Source organism: Chroogloeocystis siderophila 5.2 s.c.1 (genome assembly GCF_001904655.1).
GTDB lineage: Bacteria > Cyanobacteriota > Cyanobacteriia > Cyanobacteriales > Chroococcidiopsidaceae > Chroogloeocystis > Chroogloeocystis siderophila.
This window is the reverse complement of record NZ_MRCC01000008.1, coordinates 65,320-80,623: the sequence shown is the minus strand read 5'-3', so window position 1 is coordinate 80,623 and position 15,304 is coordinate 65,320. Positions and strand designations below refer to the sequence as shown.

Genomic DNA, 15,304 nt, shown 5'->3' with positions numbered 1-15,304 from the left:
CTCATCACTCATCACTAACAACTAGCCACTAGCAAAAAGTAAAGAATTCCTAAGAAGACCGATATTTTAACGAAACTAGCGTCAAAATCAATGGCAAGTATTTTGATGTTGCCATGATGGTCAATTCTGCGCAAAACTCAAATCAATCAGCGGAAGTGCTGCTAACAGCGGCGGAACAAGATCTTATTGAGCAAATGCAATCGGAGTTAATATCGTTGACGCGTGTTACTCCTAATGAAACGATGGATTGGCAGCAATTTCCGTTTGGGACGAACTGGAGTAGTACTTGGGAAGGGGAAATCTATCGTAACCTGTGGTAGGAATCGATAAGCATTAAAATAGACAAAGCTTATATCTAAATGCTTTGTAATTTCGTCTTGGCTAAACAACGACTTGACACGCTACTTGTAGATTTAGAACTTTGTTCCTCTAGACAACAAGCCCAACGCTTAATTCGCGCTGGCGAAGTTTTTGTAAATCAACAAGTCGTTGATAAACCTGGTACTGAGGTTGAGACAACAGCAGCAGTTCATATTAAAGCGCGATCGCCTTATGTTTCACGCGGTGGCGAAAAGCTTTTCAAAGCCTTAACTGAATTTGATATTTCAGTCACTGGGCGTGTGTGCATCGATGGCGGAATCTCGACTGGCGGTTTTACCGATTGTCTCCTACAAGCTGGAGCAAAACGCGTTTACGGAATTGATGTTGGCTACGGACAAGTTAACTGGGGTTTACGCAACGATCCGCGTGTTGTTTTGAAAGAACGAACAAATTTACGCTATCTGCAACCAGCGCAACTATATCAAGAAAGTGACGCTATGGCTGATTTTGCGGTAGTTGATGTATCTTTTATTTCTTTAACTAAGATTCTACCTGCTTTGTGGGAATTACTACAACCCCCGCGCGAGGCAGTTTTACTCGTTAAACCGCAATTTGAAGCGGGACGATCGCACGTTGGTAAAAAAGGCGTAGTACGTGATCCAGAAGCCCAAGCTAAGGCAATATTTCAAGTATTACAAGCCGCACAACAAATGAGTTGGCAATATCGAGGCTTAACCGTCTCGCCGTTGCTAGGTCCCGCTGGTAATATTGAATACTTATTATGGTTAGGAATGAGTAGTCACACCTCAGCCCCTGATTTTCCTCAGATTATTCAGTTTGCCCAAACAGTCCGCGAACAATTCGCCACTAAGTAAACTCATTTCTAAATCTTATACACAAATTAAAACAGCGTCGTTGCATAGCTACTGAGTGCGAACAATATCGTCATGAAACTGGAATATTTCAAAGAGATTTTAAGTCAATTTTAGTTTTCTGGTAATCCTTGAAAAATTGCAATTTTCAGTAAATTACAGTAATACTTTTGGCACATCTCTAATCCTCACTTATGATGATGTTTAGTCATTAGGAGTGGGTATAAGTTAGTAAAATATTTAGATTCTTAATTAAGTATTTTTATTCAAGAAAAATTATTCAGATTAAGTTATTAGTTTAAAGAGCAGTAGAAGCACAAGCAATGGAAGTCATCAGAATTTCGGCACTTTATGATAATTACATTTTTTTGCTGCATGAACCCATGCAAAATATAGCTGCGGTTGTAGACCCAGCAGAAGCAGAACCAGTACTAGAACAGCTAGAGCAACTAGACGCAGAGTTAGTAGCAATTTTTAACACGCATCATCATAACGATCATGTAGGTGGTAATCGCAAGTTAATTCAGCGTTTTGGAAGTGTTACAGTGTATGGTGGCGAGAAAGATCGCGGCAGAATACCAGGACAGCAAGTTTTCTTAAAAGAAGGCGATCGCGTTGACTTTGGCGATCGCAGCGCTGAAGTTATTTTTGTCCCAGGACACACTCGCGCACATATTGCTTACTACTTCCCGCCAGAAACACCAGACACTAACGGAGATTTGTTTTGCGGCGATACATTATTTGCAGGGGGATGCGGTCGCTTATTTGAAGGAACTCCCGCACAAATGCTCGATTCTTTGACAAAATTAAGAGCTTTACCAGACAATACGCGCGTGTGGTGCGCCCACGAATATACTTTAAAGAACTTGCAATTTGCGCTGACAGTGGATGGTGGAAATCCCGAATTACAAGCTCGTTATGAAATAGTCAAAGCAGCACGCAATCGTTTGGAAGCTACAATACCTTCGATGTTGAACGTTGAAAAGCGTACAAATCCCTTTCTACGCTGGAATCAACCTGAGTTACAGTCAGCAGTACAAAGCAACGATCCACTACAAACTTTTGCACGCTTGCGCGGAATGAAAGATCAGTTCTGAGTGAAGAAAGGCAGAGAAAGCTTTGCTGTTTTAGATCGATTACTCCTGATATCTTCATCGTTTGAAAGACATTTTGCATGAATACGATCCTATTGCTATCGATTAACCAGACGTAGTAAGATATACGGTTGCGATTGCTTGCTATATTTCGTTACGATTATAGATTCTGATCAATTTTTTAAATAAACATTCGCAACGATACCAACATAATTCAACCACTACAGGAAAGACCATGGCAAAACGCGTGCAATTAGTTCTCAATCAGGATGTTAGCAAGCTAGGAAAATCTGGAGATTTAGTAGAAGTTGCACCAGGTTACGCTCGCAACTATTTGCTTCCCCAAAATCTCGCAATGCAAGCAACTCCAGGGATTCTCAAGCAAGTTGAGCGCCGACGCGAAAAAGAACGTCAGCGTCAAGAAGAATTACGTCAACAAGCCCTAACTCAAAAAGCAGCATTAGATAAAGTAGGGCAATTCACAATCGCGAAGCAAGTTGGTGAAAAAGACGCTATTTTTGGTACTGTAACCGCTCCTGAAGTCGCGGCCTTAGTTCAAGCAGCAATCGGTCAAGAAGTAGATCGGCGCGGGATAACTTTACCAGATATCAGTAAAACAGGTACTTACACCGCTGAAATTAAACTTCATCCAGAGGTAACAGCAGAAATCCTAATTCAGGTTGTACCAGAATGAAGAAGAGGTTAGGGATCAAAGGTCAGAGATCGGGGGGTAATGTTTGAACCGAAGGTCTGCGAAGCGCGTTATTAAATGAGAAATACAGGCATTTTCTCCCCTGCACTTGAAGCATCTCTGCTCGCTTGCTACCTGATTGGAGCACCATAACTTGAAATGGTATTAGCCCACGGAGGTAGACTTAGTCTATCAAGCCGCGACTTCAGTCACCAAGGCTATTCATATCATAAGGGTGTAGTGTGTCTTCCTAAGCAGGACAATCAGGGCAAGCGGAAAAAGCGATAATAGATACAGGATTTAATTCTTCATTGCCCTAACCCTAACCTCTGACCTCTGACCTCTGCTCTATGACTCAACAACTGAGTTTTCAAGATAATATCGGCAGCTTACCTCCACAGAATATTGATGCCGAAGAAGCCATTTTAGGAGGGATTTTACTCGACCCTGAAGCAATTAGCCGTGTAAGCGATCGCCTTGTCAAAGAAGCTTTTTACATCAGCGCCCACAGGGAAATTTACGAAGCCGCCCTCAGACTCCACCAGCAGGGAAAACCGACGGATCTTCTCAGTCTATCCGCATGGTTAGCAGACCACGATTTACTATCTCGGATCGGCGGGAGAAGCAAACTTACCCAACTTGTAGACCGCACCGTATCAGCCGTTAATATTGATGTCCTAGCAATGCTAGTCATGGACAAATTTCTGCGGCGCAAGTTGATTGAATCGGGTAATGAAATTGTCCAGCTAGGCTATCAAACTGATGTTGAGTTAGCAACAGTTTTAGACCGTGCAGAGCAAAAAGTTTTCAGCATTACGCAAGAACGTCCGCAAAAAGGTCTTGTCTCGATTTCAGATACGCTGATTGATACTTTTCAGGAACTCGAAAGTCGCGACCAAGGACAAACTCTACCAGGACTATTGTGCGATTTTTACGACCTTGACGCGCTTACCGGTGGTTTCCAACGTTCTGATTTAGTTATCCTTGCAGGACGCCCAGCAATGGGGAAAACGGCGCTAGCACTGAATATTGCTAAAAATATAGCGGCTCGCTACGAACAATCTGTCGCGGTTTTTAGCCTGGAGATGTCTAAAGAGCAATTAGTGCAACGACTCTTAGCCAGCGAAGCCGGAATCGAAAGTCATCGGATGCGCGCGGGACGTATTAGCCAAAACGAGTGGGAACAATTAAGTCGTGCGTTTGGCAATTTATCTGAATTACCGATTTATATCGACGACACCGCAAATATGACGGTGATGGAAATGCGATCGCAAGCCCGACGGTTGCAAGCTGAAAAAGGAACCGAATTAGCCTTGATTTTAATCGACTACTTACAACTGATGGAAGGTAGTAGTAGCGACAACCGCGTTCAAGAGTTATCGCGGATTACGCGATCGCTTAAAGGTATGGCAAGAGAACTCAAAGTTCCCGTAATTGCGCTATCGCAATTAAGTCGTCAAGTAGAAGCACGTACAAATAAGCGACCCTTACTCTCCGACTTACGCGAATCTGGCTCGTTAGAACAAGACGCGGATCTCGTTTTAATGATTTATCGCGATGATTACTACAATAGCGATACTCCTGATCGCGGCATTGCTGAAGTGATTGCAGCAAAACACCGTAATGGGCCTACAGGTACTGTCAAATTATTATTTGACCCGCAATTCACGAAGTTTAAGAATTTAGCCAAGCCTCCAAGTTACTAATATTGAAGTTTTTGTGAGTTACAGAGAATTTAAGAATCGAATTAAAGCATCGCGATCGCTTTGAGACATCTTTTTAAACATCTCTTTTGATTGTGCAGCTTCTCCTCCATGCCATAAAATAGCTTCTGCTAATGTCCGCGCCCGACCATCATGTAAATAGCCAGAATAAGGTAATACAGTTTGAGTCAAGCCTAAACCCCACAAGGGTGGCGTGCGCCATTCTGTTCCTGTTGCAGCAAAATCTGGTCTACGATCAGCTAATTCTGACCCCATATCGTGTAACAACAAATCGCTATAAGGATAGATTGTTTGATGTGCTAAAGCAGGAATTTTATAGTTTGTAGTACGTAATTCTGCCACATGACACGCAGCACAATTGGCTTGATTAAATAATTTTTCACCCTGCTTGACTATCGGATCGTCTACCATTGTACGAGCAGGAACAGCTAGTGTTTGTGTATAAAAGGTTGCTGTATTGAGAGTGCGATCGTCAATATCACTAGAGCCATCTTTTTCAGGAAATAAAGGATTAGTCACACCCATATCATTGACATAAGCAGAGGCGGTCTGTTGCAGAAGATTGGGAATATTAGCTTTATGCCCAAAACGACCTAACACTACTTTTTGGGTAGTTATATCCCATACCATGTTCGGACGACCAGAAATGCCATCTTTATTGCTATCTTCTGGATCAGCTAAAGCTAAGATGGTTTTGTCCGCGATCGCTTCGAGTAAACCGCGACCAAATATTGGTGTCGGAATCCGCAGTGAGGTTAAAACTTGTGGTGGTAAGGGTTTCCCGTTAGGAAGTGTGATTCGAGCAACAGGTGATCGCAGTTCGTAGGTTGTCCCGTCTGCATAGTTACCAAAAGACTTTTGCCACGAAACTTCTACTTCGGCTTCGGGTTGATAACCATAAACAGCTTGATCCTGAATTTGCGTACCAATTCCTGGAACAGGTGGTGCATTTCCTAAAGTAACTGATGCTTCAGGATGCGATTCAAAGATAACCTCTTGTTGTTCGCTAGTCGTGGGGTATCCTGGTGGTAAACTGACTCGGACAAGCATTTGTCCTTTCACAGGCATTCCTCTTCCATCACGGATGTGACAACCTGCACAAGAAGCATTGTTAAATAATGGTCCCAATCCTGAATTAACAGGCGCTGGCGGCGTGACAAAAACCGCCTCAAATGCGCGATCGCCTTCTAAATGATCTTTTAATTCAGCTTCACTTAAATTTGGTGCTGGCTGTTCAAAACCACGCGAAGTGCGATTGATGACTGTTGTTGCGCCTCCCGCCATTGGCGGCGGTAAAGACCAATCTTGACCCCAGAAAATTGATAAAGAAATTCCTGCGGCGATCGCTACAGCAAAAATTACCAAAAATTTTAGTTGTTTTCTGTGAATATGCAGTGAGGAGTTCATACTTTTACAGCTTAGTTCTGTACCAAGGGCAAAACTTCCTGTCTCATGGTTTGTTGAAGATTATCAATTGCAGTTTGTGCGGCTTGAATTTGTTGTACTGCTTGCGGATTAGCCATTGCAGTTTCTAAAGGTGCAGGAATTTTCTCTAACGCTGTTATTGATGACTGAAATTGACTTTTAATTCTGGCATCCAAGTCAGGGTTAACCTGGGCAATAAAATTACTAATTCCCTTGCCATCGGTATTAGCATCTGGGAAACGACCTAAATAGACGTTCTCTGCACCTTTGACGTTGCTTTTTAAGTCTTCAAGGGTATGAAAGCTAAATCGACTTTCGAGTAATTTAGTGTCTTTTTGCGCTAATGGTTCGCCGATCTTCTCATTAGCAACTTCATCTAGGCTGTCGATTGTTCCCTGAACAATTTCTGCTGCCCCAGAAGGTAGTGTAGGATAGTTGCTATTACTACTTTCACCGGCAGTAGCAAGTACTTCTCGATAAGCAGGTTGATTTTCAACTCCTGTTGTCCAACTAGCAACTAGTTCATTCGCCACGCGGTTAAAGTCTTTACCTAAAGCTTGTAAGTATTCGAGTTCTCGTTGGTTAAAATCACTAACTTTTTTGTTGTTCTGTGTACCAAATAGCAAAAACTCGATCGCATGAAATCCTTTTTCTGTGTCTTGACGCTTTTGAATTGTTTCTACAGTCAAAGGGTCATTACTTTGCAGTACAGCCGTTAAGTCAGTTTCATTAACTGGCCATGAATCTAAGGCTGCATCGTATCCTAAAGAATCTGCAGGTCCAAAGGTAAAGCTTTCACTCTGTTCCCAGGGCGATCGCGCATCGCGCCAAGCATTCCGTGCTGCTGTTAAGGTTTGGTTATTAGGTTCTTGCACAAAACTCTCAATTGCATTTGATAGTTGTACTGCTTTTTGAGCAAACAACTGATAAGTTGGAATCACAACTTGATCGGCAAAGTCACTGACAATCTGGCGATCTCTAAATTGACTATTACTCTGTGCTGAAGTCGTATTGGATGTAGTATTTGCTATTGTTGAAGTTTGATTTTGACAAGCACTCGCGCTCAATAGTATCCCCGCGAAGACTGCTATGCACATCCTTTGCTGCAAATGAAAACGCATTGCTCACCTGTTTATTGCAATTAAAACTCAACTGACTCTTATTATTGATCAACTTATTTGCTTTTTATTTTAAGTAAATCTTGAGATTTTTAGGATAGAATGAGAAAGTTTTGCAAGATAAACAAGTTACTACAAGAAAGCTAAGCTAGAAAATAGCGCGTTCAGAACAATATATATTTACTCCAAATACTCATGAAAGAGCTTGACCAAGAAAAGGCGATTCACCTGCTAAACACCATTATGGAGTTTGAACTTGCTGGTGTAGTGCGTTATACACACTATTCACTCATGGTTACAGGACCAAATCGAATTCCAATCGTAGATTTTTTTAAAGCACAAGCAAACGAATCGCTACTCCACGCCCAACAAGTTGGGGAAATTCTCACAGGCTTGGAAGGACATCCCAGTCTGCGGATTGCACCAATGGAAGAAACTTACAAGCACACAGTGCGAGATATTTTAGAAGAAAGCTTGAATCACGAAAAAAAAGCTTTGGAATTATATAAAAGTCTTCTAGAAACAGTGAACGATGCCAGTATCTATTTAGAAGAATTTGCCCGCACGATGATTGGACAAGAAGAATTACACAACATTGAAATTAAAAAGATGTTGCGCGACTTTAGTGGCAGTGCCGTCTAAAAAACATTTATGAGTATTAGTGCTGCGTTACCAACTTTTGTAATTACCCTCCGCGAAGGAGTCGAAGCTGCTTTAGTCGTAGGAATTGTCCTCGCGTGTCTCAAAAAAGCACAGCAAAGTCAATTGAATTCTTGGGTTTATGCAGGTGTGGGGGCGGGAATTGGGGCGAGTGCGTTGGTCGGTTTGCTGTTTAGTTGGATTATTCCTGTTATTAGTAATGCAAATCCTGAATACGCGCCTGTGATTAAACCCCTGATGGAAGGGATATTTAGCGCGATCGCAATTGTCATGCTAAGTTGGATGCTGATTTGGATGACACAACAGGCGAAGCATCTCAAAGCAGATATTGAAGGTACACTAACTAACACTTTGCAACACAATCAAGCTGCGGGTTGGGGAGTTTTCAGCTTAATTTTTATCGCAGTTCTCCGTGAGGGCTTTGAAACAGTTATTTTTATTGCTGCTAATTTTCAACAAGGTTTATTTCCTGCTTTAGGTGCAGTATTCGGCTTAGTGGGTGCTGTTTTGATTGGCGTAATGTTATTTAAATGGGGTGTCAAGTTTAATATCCGCCGCTTTTTCCAAGTAATGGGAGTTCTATTACTGTTAATTGTTGCAGGTTTAGTAGTATCTGCGTTAAAGCATTTTGATGCTGCTGTTGCTGCCTTTGCAAGTATTGATCCTGCTTCGGAGTCGTTGTGTTTCTATCGTGAACAATTTGTTAGAAATCCTTCTTGCATTTTAGGACCAAGAGTGTGGGATACTTCACAGATTTTGCCTGACAATCGCTTTCCTGGAATTATTCTCAAAGCTTTGTTTGGCTACCGACAAAACCTATTTTTGGTGCAAGCTATAGCGTATGTTGTATTTTTAGTGACGATCGGCAGCGTTTATTTTCGCAGCTTAGGTTGGGGTCAAAAAATGAGTGCTACAGTGCAAAAAACAGCTAGTTCGCAGCAAGATTAGTTTGCAGTAACACTCCTCAATTTAATAATCAGGTAACAGGAGGTAAACCGCGCGACTGACGAACAGCATTAATACAAATTAAACTGTCACAACCAAATAACCTAACTGCGGTATCACTTTCTTCATCGGATTGTTCAGTAGGTTTAGCAGTCGTTGAGATCATCGTAAACCGAGAATCGTCAGAAGTTTGGGAAAATCGCTGAAAAGTTAAAGGTCGTGTGTAAGAAGTTGGTTAAAAATCTAAACTTATTACTGGGCTAACAGGTTCAGCAGCATTAGCAACTCGGACTTAAGAGGAAAGTCAGTAGAAGTTTGCTCATTGAATTCTACCGTGAGAAGTTTTTGCACGCTTAGAGTATCAATTAACTTCGTTAATTACAGCAAAGTTATAGCTCAACACTCAACGTTCATAACTCTCTGTTACCTATTACCCGCTACTCACCTACTTAACTAATGTTCAAAAATATCTTTGAATTGTAATAAATCAAGCGTGACAATTGTCGGCAAACACTCAAAGCAGGCCTGTGCTAACTCTAATCGATCTTCACGTTCGAGCATAGCAACAAGTTTTTGCTGTGCAGAAAGCAAATAACGAACATCGTTTGCGGCGTAACGGAGTTGTTGATCGCTTAAAGATGCAGCGTTTCCCCAATCAGAACTTTGGGCGCTTTTATCAAGTTCAACCTGTTCGAGTTCTTGAATTAAATCTTTTAGCCCGTGTCGATTTGTGTAGGTGCGGGCTAGTTTACTGGCAATTTTAGTGCAAAATATGGGTAATACTTGAATGTCGAGATGATATCTTAAGGTTGCAATATCAAACCGTGCAAAGTGAAATACTTTAAGGATGTGACTTGCTTCCATTAGCTTTTGTAAGTTTGGCGCAGATTCTTGTCCTTTGGCAATCCGAATCGCCGTAACGCGCCCTTGCGGATCGCACAGTTGCACAAGACACAAGCGATCGCGCCAAGGTAGTAAACCCATTGTCTCAGTATCTACGGCGATCGCTTCCGCATTCAGATACTGTGTTAAGATTTCGTCGTCAATATCGCGATCGCAAACTTGAAAATCGGTTAATTCCATAAGGAGGGGTCAGGGTATACTTAAGAATGATTGATTTTGATATTAGCGGCTGCGGATAAAGATTTGGGTGAAGTAATATTCACCGTTAGCGTTGCGACTAATACCGATACCTGTTAAGTCATATTGACCTTCGATGTTAACGCGATGACGAGGGCTTTTAATCCAACCTTGGACAGCTTGCACATCTGGATTACTATAGTCTTGGTTAAACGCAACGTTTTCAGCAGCTGCGCGATAGGGTATTGTACGGCGGATAATTTGAAAGCGTTGATCGAAACCATCGTGACTAAAAGACACTTTACCACTTGCCATTGCTTGGCTGTGGGCTAATGCTTGGGCGCTAATGCGCGAATCAAGCGTGAGTGGTGATAAATTGCGCGATCGCCGATACTCATTGATTTGTCGATGAATTGATTGTTCCAAAGCTGTATGAGAACTGGAAGCAGGTGTTGGTACGCGTGACATTTGTGTGGGTATAATTTTGTGAGCAATCGAGGCAGCATGACAGCTAACAGTTCCACTTGCAATAAGCAAGCTCAAAGCCATGCTGGAAAAATACTTTTGCATTCTAGCGGTTATTGTTCAAACAGTTAATTGATTTGGGCGTTGCTGATGAGCGAATGATTTGCCCCCTAGCCCTGTGAATAGATGATTATTCCTGATTTCCTCTAACGTAGCCCAAAGCTAGAGAGACTTTAAAAGAACACTTTTACTGAAGTGATTCAGGAACACTTACAGCAGATAAACCCGCGATCGCGCGTAAATTTTGGCAACGAATCAGTTCAACAAAGGTTAAGCTAGGACGCTTTTCGAGTTTGGCGACGCTTTCGATTGCAGATAATAAATACTCGGCGGCTTCGGCTTCGATGTAGTTGCGCCTTTGGGCAATTTGAATCGCGGCTTCATCGGCTGCGATTTCGAGTTGCGTACTGCGATTATTACGCCAAATGCGATTAATGGCGATCACACTCAAACCTCCTGCAACTAAAACTCCTACAGCATCTTGCTGCACTAATTCGATTGTTGCGCCGATTAGCCCTGCGATCGCCACACCTTGATAAATATCTGGCTTTAACCACTTGATTCGCAAAAGCCATGATACGGTGCGTAACAACAGCAGATCTCTTTGCGGCTGCGAAAGACGACGCCATAAGTCAAAGTTAATATATATCAGCCGTTGTTGATTCCAAGGTAGAGGAAACGGGCTATTAATTACGGTTGCTTGCTCTGGTTTATTCACAATTTTAGTCATCATGCGACCAGAAGCAGGCATGATCTCTACAAGACGGCGAATTTCAATAGCTGGCTCCATTGATTTTAGTTCAGCAATAATACGACAATAAGACAATTGAGAGTGGAGAAGAGGTATTCTTTGCAACTACCAATTACCAGCTTTCACGCTATATTTATTTTCACCCACTTACTATAGATAATGAACACTTGAAATGAGGATTTCGGTGTGGATGCATTTGCTTCCCTAATTTCCGATTTCCGACCTCCAACCTCTTCAGAAAGGATTCCTGAATGGATGCGTTTGCGCCTGTTCCTCCTGAGTGGACTCATAAGGCAATTCACGCGTATGAATTTTGCTGTCCTACTTGTCGTGCTTCGAGTCGAGATGCGGAAAATGTTTGGCTAAATCGGCGATCGCCGGTAATGACCGATAATTATCGCCGTAAGTGGCAAGAGTTTTATCAGTGTCGTTGTGGTTGTGTATGGTGGGCTTGGAGTAGCGATCGCCCACCCTCAGAGTTTTCTTCATCTGAACAGCAATCGACTTAGCAGAAAAAAAGAATTGGGGCGATCACTACTTTGTTCGCCCCAAAAATTCAGCTAAATAATCCTAGTAATTACTTTAGAACGAGAATGTAGTACGAAGTGTGCCTACATAAATCGTGTCGTTAGCATTATTGTGTTCTGGATTAAAGATCACTAACACGCCTGGAGTGATCGAAACGTTTTCGGTAAGCTGTAGACGATAGAATCCTTCCAAGTGGTAGGAAATATCGGGATCTGTAGCAATAGTGCTTTCTGTCACTCGCGGTGGTTGACCAAAAACGACACCCAGCTGATTGCCTTCTCTTCCGAAGTCTTGTAGTGCTAATGAAGCCGCCCAATAGAATATATCAGCATCAGCAGCAGGTCCTACTAAAGCATCAGCAGTTGAGTAACCTGCCCAACCTGAGAGGTTCAAGGTTGTACCAAGTTGTAAACTCGCTTGTACGCCGTAGTGGTTAGCTTCGGTCGCAACGTTGCCAAACGGTGCATTCGCATTCGCACTACCTGTAGAGCCGAACAGATTAATTCCGCTAGCAGTATTTTGATAACTACGAGCATAAGTCGCACCGATTGTGAAAGTATCGCTGAGCCGGAAAGCAACTTGACCTAAGGCGGTGTAAGCACCTTCAAAAACTCCAGTTCCTGCGTCAGGAGTATTTGCTGTAGGCGCTATAAACGCTCCCGAAACGGTGAAAGGTCCTTGTGGGTTAAGGATGACGGATAATCCAGCACCACTACCACTTGTGCGGTAGATCGAGCTACGCTGACCGTAACGCGAGATTGAACCGCGACCACTACTGTCAAAAGCAGGGTTGAAAGTGAATAGCCCAGTATCTAGTCCTGCATTAGCACTAAGTTGAACTAATGCTGCGTCACCAACAGGGAAACGATAGAACAAGTCGTCGATTTCCACATTGTTATCGGTGGTGATGTCATAGCCCAAGCGGGTCATGACTGTACCCGTCTCGCCAGCGTTATTGTCGATGTTTCCAGCTTGCAGACGAGTTCTTAATAAATCCCGACCGCCAAAGCTCGTGTCAAAGTTTAACCGCGCGCGTGCCCCAGCAACCGTATTGTATTCTAAGTCGGCTCCTCCTACAGCTGCGTCACCAAATACGTCAGATGCGGAAATGATCACTTCGCCGTTGAGTACGGTTGTGGTTGAGAATTGATTTGCTTCAAGTTCGGCGGTTTGTGCTTCTAGCGCATCAACTCGACCGCGTAGGGTAGCAATTTCTGCTGCAAATTCTTCTTGCAAGCGCTGGAGGGTTGCTAAGTCTTCTCTGGTAACTTGGTCTGCGGTTGCTGTTGCAATCAACTCGTTGACACGGTCTAAACACGCGTTTAAACCAGCGGCAAACTCGTAGCGGGTTAAGGCACGATTACCACGATATGTACCGTCTGGATAACCTGCAATACAGCCGTAGCGTTCAACAAGTGACTGTAAAGCTTGAAATGCCCAGTCGGTAGGCTGGACGTCTGACAACTGCGAGACTGATGTCACTTGCGCTAGCGAGTTACTTGCGGGGGCTTGGCTCACCAAACTTGGCGCTACGCGATTGTCGGCAATTTTGATTTCGCTAGCAACGGTTGGTGTTGCTGCATTGCTGGTCGGAACCATGATGCTTTCAGTAGCTGGTTCAACCGCCGCAATTTGACTTGTTGTAGCTGTAGTCGCAACAACTAAATCGGCAGCCGCAGGAGTTTCAGCCGCTTGAGCGCGATTACTTAGAAGCAGTGCTCCTAGAATCACTGGACTTAGCTTCAAAGCATTCCAGAAAAATTTCGTCATAGTTTTCTCACTCACACCAATGTGTTACAGACAAATTTAAACTTGTAGGTGTATCTGCTGCACCATGTAGATTATACAAGTTTATATCACGCAAAAATCAATAGTAAAAACTCTGATTTCATGATTTTTTTAATTTAATGAGTTGACTACTTGATTAAGCAGAGAATTAATCGCCGTTGATGACGAAGCAACATTCCTTCTTCCTCGAATTGCTGTAACAATCGAGTTACGGAAACGCGTGTTGTATTGATAACTTCAGCGATTTCTTGATGCGTGATTGCTAAATCAATTAACCGCCCTTGCTCGACTTCGCGACCGAACTTCTCTGATAGCCAGATTAAAAAGTGCCACAATCGCATAGACACTGGTTTGCGATGTACTATACTAAGAAGTTCTTCAGATTGTTGGATGTGTAGTAACATCGAATCTACTGCTTGGTGCCATAATCCCGCGGGCAAAAGACTCATCTCGACACTTGTTAAGCACTCGATTTGGTAGGGATTAATGCGCGAAAGCGGATAACCAACGACATCGTCAGTTCCCCAATATCCCAGTGTAATTAAGGTGCCTTGTTCGCTCCAAGTAAAGGTACGTACAGCGCCACGTTCTATTTTCCACAACAGATCTTGACGAGGTGGAATAAGTTCTTTACGGCTAAATATACGCTGACTAATTGGAGAAGGTAAGGGTGGGTTTGGAGCGGAGATAGTCATATTTGGTTTAACCGTTTTTTGTTTTGTGGATGTGGCTATTATTTATTACTCTTCACTCATATTGTGGTAAATTTCGTTCTCCATAGGCTGCATATTTAAATCAATTTAGATATTTTGGGTAATGATTACCAAATGTTCTTTTGATATAGTTGTTAATCGTTTTGTTGACAGGCAAAAATACCACACCTTGTCACACTTGAGATCCATCATTTATAAGCTTAAGTGTAACTATAATCATGTTGAACTAGCCTGAAATGAGGCTTTTGTTATAGTTTTAATGATGATCTTAAAATGACAAGTTTAAGAATAGGTAAGCCTTTGTTAAAGATTAGAGCGGTGGGTGAATCGCGCTGGATAACTCACAAAAATTTCGACATAAAGCTGTACTATGATCGATGTCCAGTGACAATGTATGCCACTCTTTGACCAATATTAGTTGCATGATCTGCCATGCGTTCTAAGTGGCGAATGACAAGTACTAACAACAAAATTGGTTCGACAACGCCTTTAATATCGCGTTCGGTTGCTAAAGTTTGGTAGAGTGTTTCGTAGGCATCGTCTACAAAGTCATCAAGTTGCTTGACTGTTTTTCCAGCATCGGCGTCGAGATCGGCAAGCGCAACTAAACTAGTCGCGAGCATTGCTTGCGCGTGGTATGACATCGCTTCGATTTGAGGAACACAGCGATGCGGAGGATAAGGAAAAAGCTTGATGGCGATTTCGGCTAAATCTTTAGCATAGTCACCGATACGCTCTAAGTCGCGGACGAGTTGCATGAAAGCACTCAGTAGACGTAGATCTTGTGCTACAGGGGATTCTGAAGTAAGTAAAGCTGCACACTCTAACTCGATTTGTTTATAAAAGCGATCAATTTGTTTATCGAGGCGGGGTAGTTCTCTCGCGACTTCTAAGTCACGTGCAAACAATGCTTGATGACTCAGCCTAAAGGAATTTTCAACTAAAGCCCCCATGCGTAGAACGTCACGCTCTAAGCTTTTGAGACGACGTTCAAAGTGGCGACGCTCCGAATTAGAATTAACATTCACGCTTCGCAATGTTTGCGCTCAAGTCATTAGTTAGTATTGTC

General features: G+C 42.7%; 17 protein-coding genes. 8 read left to right on the top strand and 9 right to left on the bottom strand.

Features of this window, described 5'->3' with window-relative positions; translation table 11 throughout:
• Positions 1-113 precede the first annotated feature (113 nt).
• The 5 genes from NIES1031_RS11170 to dnaB all read left to right on the top strand — a co-directional run bounded on the left by NIES1031_RS11170 (position 114) and on the right by dnaB (position 4,684).
• Positions 114-320 (top strand): hypothetical protein, encoded by a 207-nt coding sequence (locus NIES1031_RS11170; protein ID WP_015189381.1) that lies wholly within the window; start codon positions 114-116, stop codon positions 318-320.
• A 57-nt stretch (positions 321-377) separates the two neighbouring features.
• Complete coding sequence (locus tag NIES1031_RS11165) at positions 378-1,196, top strand: TlyA family RNA methyltransferase (RefSeq protein ID WP_073549596.1); 819 nt, start codon at positions 378-380, stop codon at positions 1,194-1,196.
• A gap of 320 nt (positions 1,197-1,516) precedes the next feature.
• Positions 1,517-2,290 (top strand): hydroxyacylglutathione hydrolase, encoded by a 774-nt coding sequence (gene gloB / locus NIES1031_RS11160; RefSeq protein ID WP_073549471.1) that lies wholly within the window; start codon positions 1,517-1,519, stop codon positions 2,288-2,290.
• 232 nt (positions 2,291-2,522) lie between these two features.
• Positions 2,523-2,981 carry a 50S ribosomal protein L9 gene (gene rplI, locus NIES1031_RS11155; RefSeq protein ID WP_073549470.1) on the top strand — a complete coding sequence of 153 codons (459 nt, stop codon included), beginning with the start codon at positions 2,523-2,525 and terminating at the stop codon, positions 2,979-2,981.
• A 347-nt stretch (positions 2,982-3,328) separates the two neighbouring features.
• Positions 3,329-4,684 (top strand): replicative DNA helicase, encoded by a 1,356-nt coding sequence (dnaB, locus tag NIES1031_RS11150; RefSeq protein WP_073549469.1) that lies wholly within the window; start codon positions 3,329-3,331, stop codon positions 4,682-4,684.
• Positions 4,685-4,702: 18 nt separating this feature from the next.
• Here the strand turns inward: dnaB and NIES1031_RS11145 are convergent, their stop codons facing one another.
• Both NIES1031_RS11145 and NIES1031_RS11140 read right to left on the bottom strand, forming a co-directional pair.
• Positions 4,703-6,109 carry a di-heme oxidoreductase family protein gene (locus NIES1031_RS11145; RefSeq protein WP_073549468.1) on the bottom strand — a complete coding sequence of 469 codons (1,407 nt, stop codon included), beginning with the start codon at positions 6,107-6,109 and terminating at the stop codon, positions 4,703-4,705.
• Positions 6,110-6,120: 11 nt separating this feature from the next.
• Positions 6,121-7,224: an imelysin family protein gene (locus NIES1031_RS11140; RefSeq protein WP_218596759.1), complete on the bottom strand. Its 1,104-nt coding sequence runs from the start codon at positions 7,222-7,224 to the stop codon at positions 6,121-6,123.
• 216 nt (positions 7,225-7,440) lie between these two features.
• Here NIES1031_RS11140 and NIES1031_RS11135 point away from each other — a divergent pair, with 216 nt between their 5' ends.
• Both NIES1031_RS11135 and NIES1031_RS11130 read left to right on the top strand, forming a co-directional pair.
• Positions 7,441-7,887, top strand: a complete 447-nt coding sequence (locus NIES1031_RS11135; protein ID WP_073549467.1) for a ferritin-like domain-containing protein — start codon at positions 7,441-7,443, stop codon at positions 7,885-7,887.
• Between the two features lie 9 nt (positions 7,888-7,896).
• Positions 7,897-8,853, top strand: coding sequence for an FTR1 family iron permease (locus NIES1031_RS11130; protein WP_073549466.1), 957 nt, complete (start codon positions 7,897-7,899; stop codon positions 8,851-8,853).
• Positions 8,854-8,881: 28 nt separating this feature from the next.
• Here the strand turns inward: NIES1031_RS11130 and NIES1031_RS26020 are convergent, their stop codons facing one another.
• From NIES1031_RS26020 to NIES1031_RS11115, 4 genes are all read right to left on the bottom strand, one after another.
• The gene (locus NIES1031_RS26020; protein WP_269086003.1) at positions 8,882-9,016 is read right to left on the bottom strand and encodes a hypothetical protein; all 135 of its coding nucleotides are present in this window, start codon (positions 9,014-9,016) and stop codon (positions 8,882-8,884) included.
• 287 nt (positions 9,017-9,303) lie between these two features.
• Entirely contained in the window at positions 9,304-9,933 is a 630-nt protein-coding gene (locus tag NIES1031_RS11125) for a ribonuclease D (protein ID WP_073549465.1), read from the bottom strand.
• 42 nt (positions 9,934-9,975) lie between these two features.
• Complete coding sequence (locus tag NIES1031_RS11120; RefSeq protein ID WP_178378109.1) at positions 9,976-10,479, bottom strand: CAP domain-containing protein; 504 nt, start codon at positions 10,477-10,479, stop codon at positions 9,976-9,978.
• Between the two features lie 163 nt (positions 10,480-10,642).
• A complete protein-coding gene (locus tag NIES1031_RS11115; RefSeq protein WP_073549463.1) occupies positions 10,643-11,245 on the bottom strand; it encodes a DUF3318 domain-containing protein in 603 nt (200 codons plus the stop codon).
• A gap of 212 nt (positions 11,246-11,457) precedes the next feature.
• Here NIES1031_RS11115 and NIES1031_RS11110 point away from each other — a divergent pair, with 212 nt between their 5' ends.
• Positions 11,458-11,715: a hypothetical protein gene (locus NIES1031_RS11110; RefSeq protein ID WP_073549462.1), complete on the top strand. Its 258-nt coding sequence runs from the start codon at positions 11,458-11,460 to the stop codon at positions 11,713-11,715.
• A gap of 73 nt (positions 11,716-11,788) precedes the next feature.
• Here NIES1031_RS11110 and NIES1031_RS11105 read toward each other — a convergent pair whose 3' ends face one another.
• The 3 genes from NIES1031_RS11105 to phoU all read right to left on the bottom strand — a co-directional run bounded on the left by NIES1031_RS11105 (position 11,789) and on the right by phoU (position 15,263).
• On the bottom strand, positions 11,789-13,504 hold the full coding sequence (locus NIES1031_RS11105; RefSeq protein WP_073549461.1) for an iron uptake porin: 1,716 nt from the start codon (positions 13,502-13,504) through the stop codon (positions 11,789-11,791).
• 146 nt (positions 13,505-13,650) lie between these two features.
• Entirely contained in the window at positions 13,651-14,217 is a 567-nt protein-coding gene (locus tag NIES1031_RS11100) for a Crp/Fnr family transcriptional regulator (protein ID WP_073549460.1), read from the bottom strand.
• 386 nt (positions 14,218-14,603) lie between these two features.
• Complete coding sequence (phoU, locus tag NIES1031_RS11095) at positions 14,604-15,263, bottom strand: phosphate signaling complex protein PhoU (RefSeq protein ID WP_073549459.1); 660 nt, start codon at positions 15,261-15,263, stop codon at positions 14,604-14,606.
• Between the last annotated feature and the right edge of the window lie 41 nt (positions 15,264-15,304).

Coding starts and splice junctions, on each gene's coding strand:
- NIES1031_RS11170 (WP_015189381.1), top strand. CDS start 114: ATGATGGTCAATTCTGCGCAAAACTCAAATCAATCAGCGGAAGTGCTG.
- dnaB (WP_073549469.1), top strand. CDS start 3,329: ATGACTCAACAACTGAGTTTTCAAGATAATATCGGCAGCTTACCTCCA.
- NIES1031_RS11145 (WP_073549468.1), bottom strand. CDS start 6,109: ATGAACTCCTCACTGCATATTCACAGAAAACAACTAAAATTTTTGGTA.
- NIES1031_RS11130 (WP_073549466.1), top strand. CDS start 7,897: ATGAGTATTAGTGCTGCGTTACCAACTTTTGTAATTACCCTCCGCGAA.
- NIES1031_RS11115 (WP_073549463.1), bottom strand. CDS start 11,245: ATGGAGCCAGCTATTGAAATTCGCCGTCTTGTAGAGATCATGCCTGCT.
- gloB (WP_073549471.1), top strand. CDS start 1,517: ATGGAAGTCATCAGAATTTCGGCACTTTATGATAATTACATTTTTTTG.
- NIES1031_RS11105 (WP_073549461.1), bottom strand. CDS start 13,504: ATGACGAAATTTTTCTGGAATGCTTTGAAGCTAAGTCCAGTGATTCTA.
- NIES1031_RS11120 (WP_178378109.1), bottom strand. CDS start 10,479: ATGGCTTTGAGCTTGCTTATTGCAAGTGGAACTGTTAGCTGTCATGCT.
- NIES1031_RS11140 (WP_218596759.1), bottom strand. CDS start 7,224: ATGTGCATAGCAGTCTTCGCGGGGATACTATTGAGCGCGAGTGCTTGT.
- NIES1031_RS11110 (WP_073549462.1), top strand. CDS start 11,458: ATGGATGCGTTTGCGCCTGTTCCTCCTGAGTGGACTCATAAGGCAATT.
- NIES1031_RS11135 (WP_073549467.1), top strand. CDS start 7,441: ATGAAAGAGCTTGACCAAGAAAAGGCGATTCACCTGCTAAACACCATT.
- NIES1031_RS26020 (WP_269086003.1), bottom strand. CDS start 9,016: ATGATCTCAACGACTGCTAAACCTACTGAACAATCCGATGAAGAAAGT.
- NIES1031_RS11100 (WP_073549460.1), bottom strand. CDS start 14,217: ATGACTATCTCCGCTCCAAACCCACCCTTACCTTCTCCAATTAGTCAG.
- rplI (WP_073549470.1), top strand. CDS start 2,523: ATGGCAAAACGCGTGCAATTAGTTCTCAATCAGGATGTTAGCAAGCTA.
- NIES1031_RS11125 (WP_073549465.1), bottom strand. CDS start 9,933: ATGGAATTAACCGATTTTCAAGTTTGCGATCGCGATATTGACGACGAA.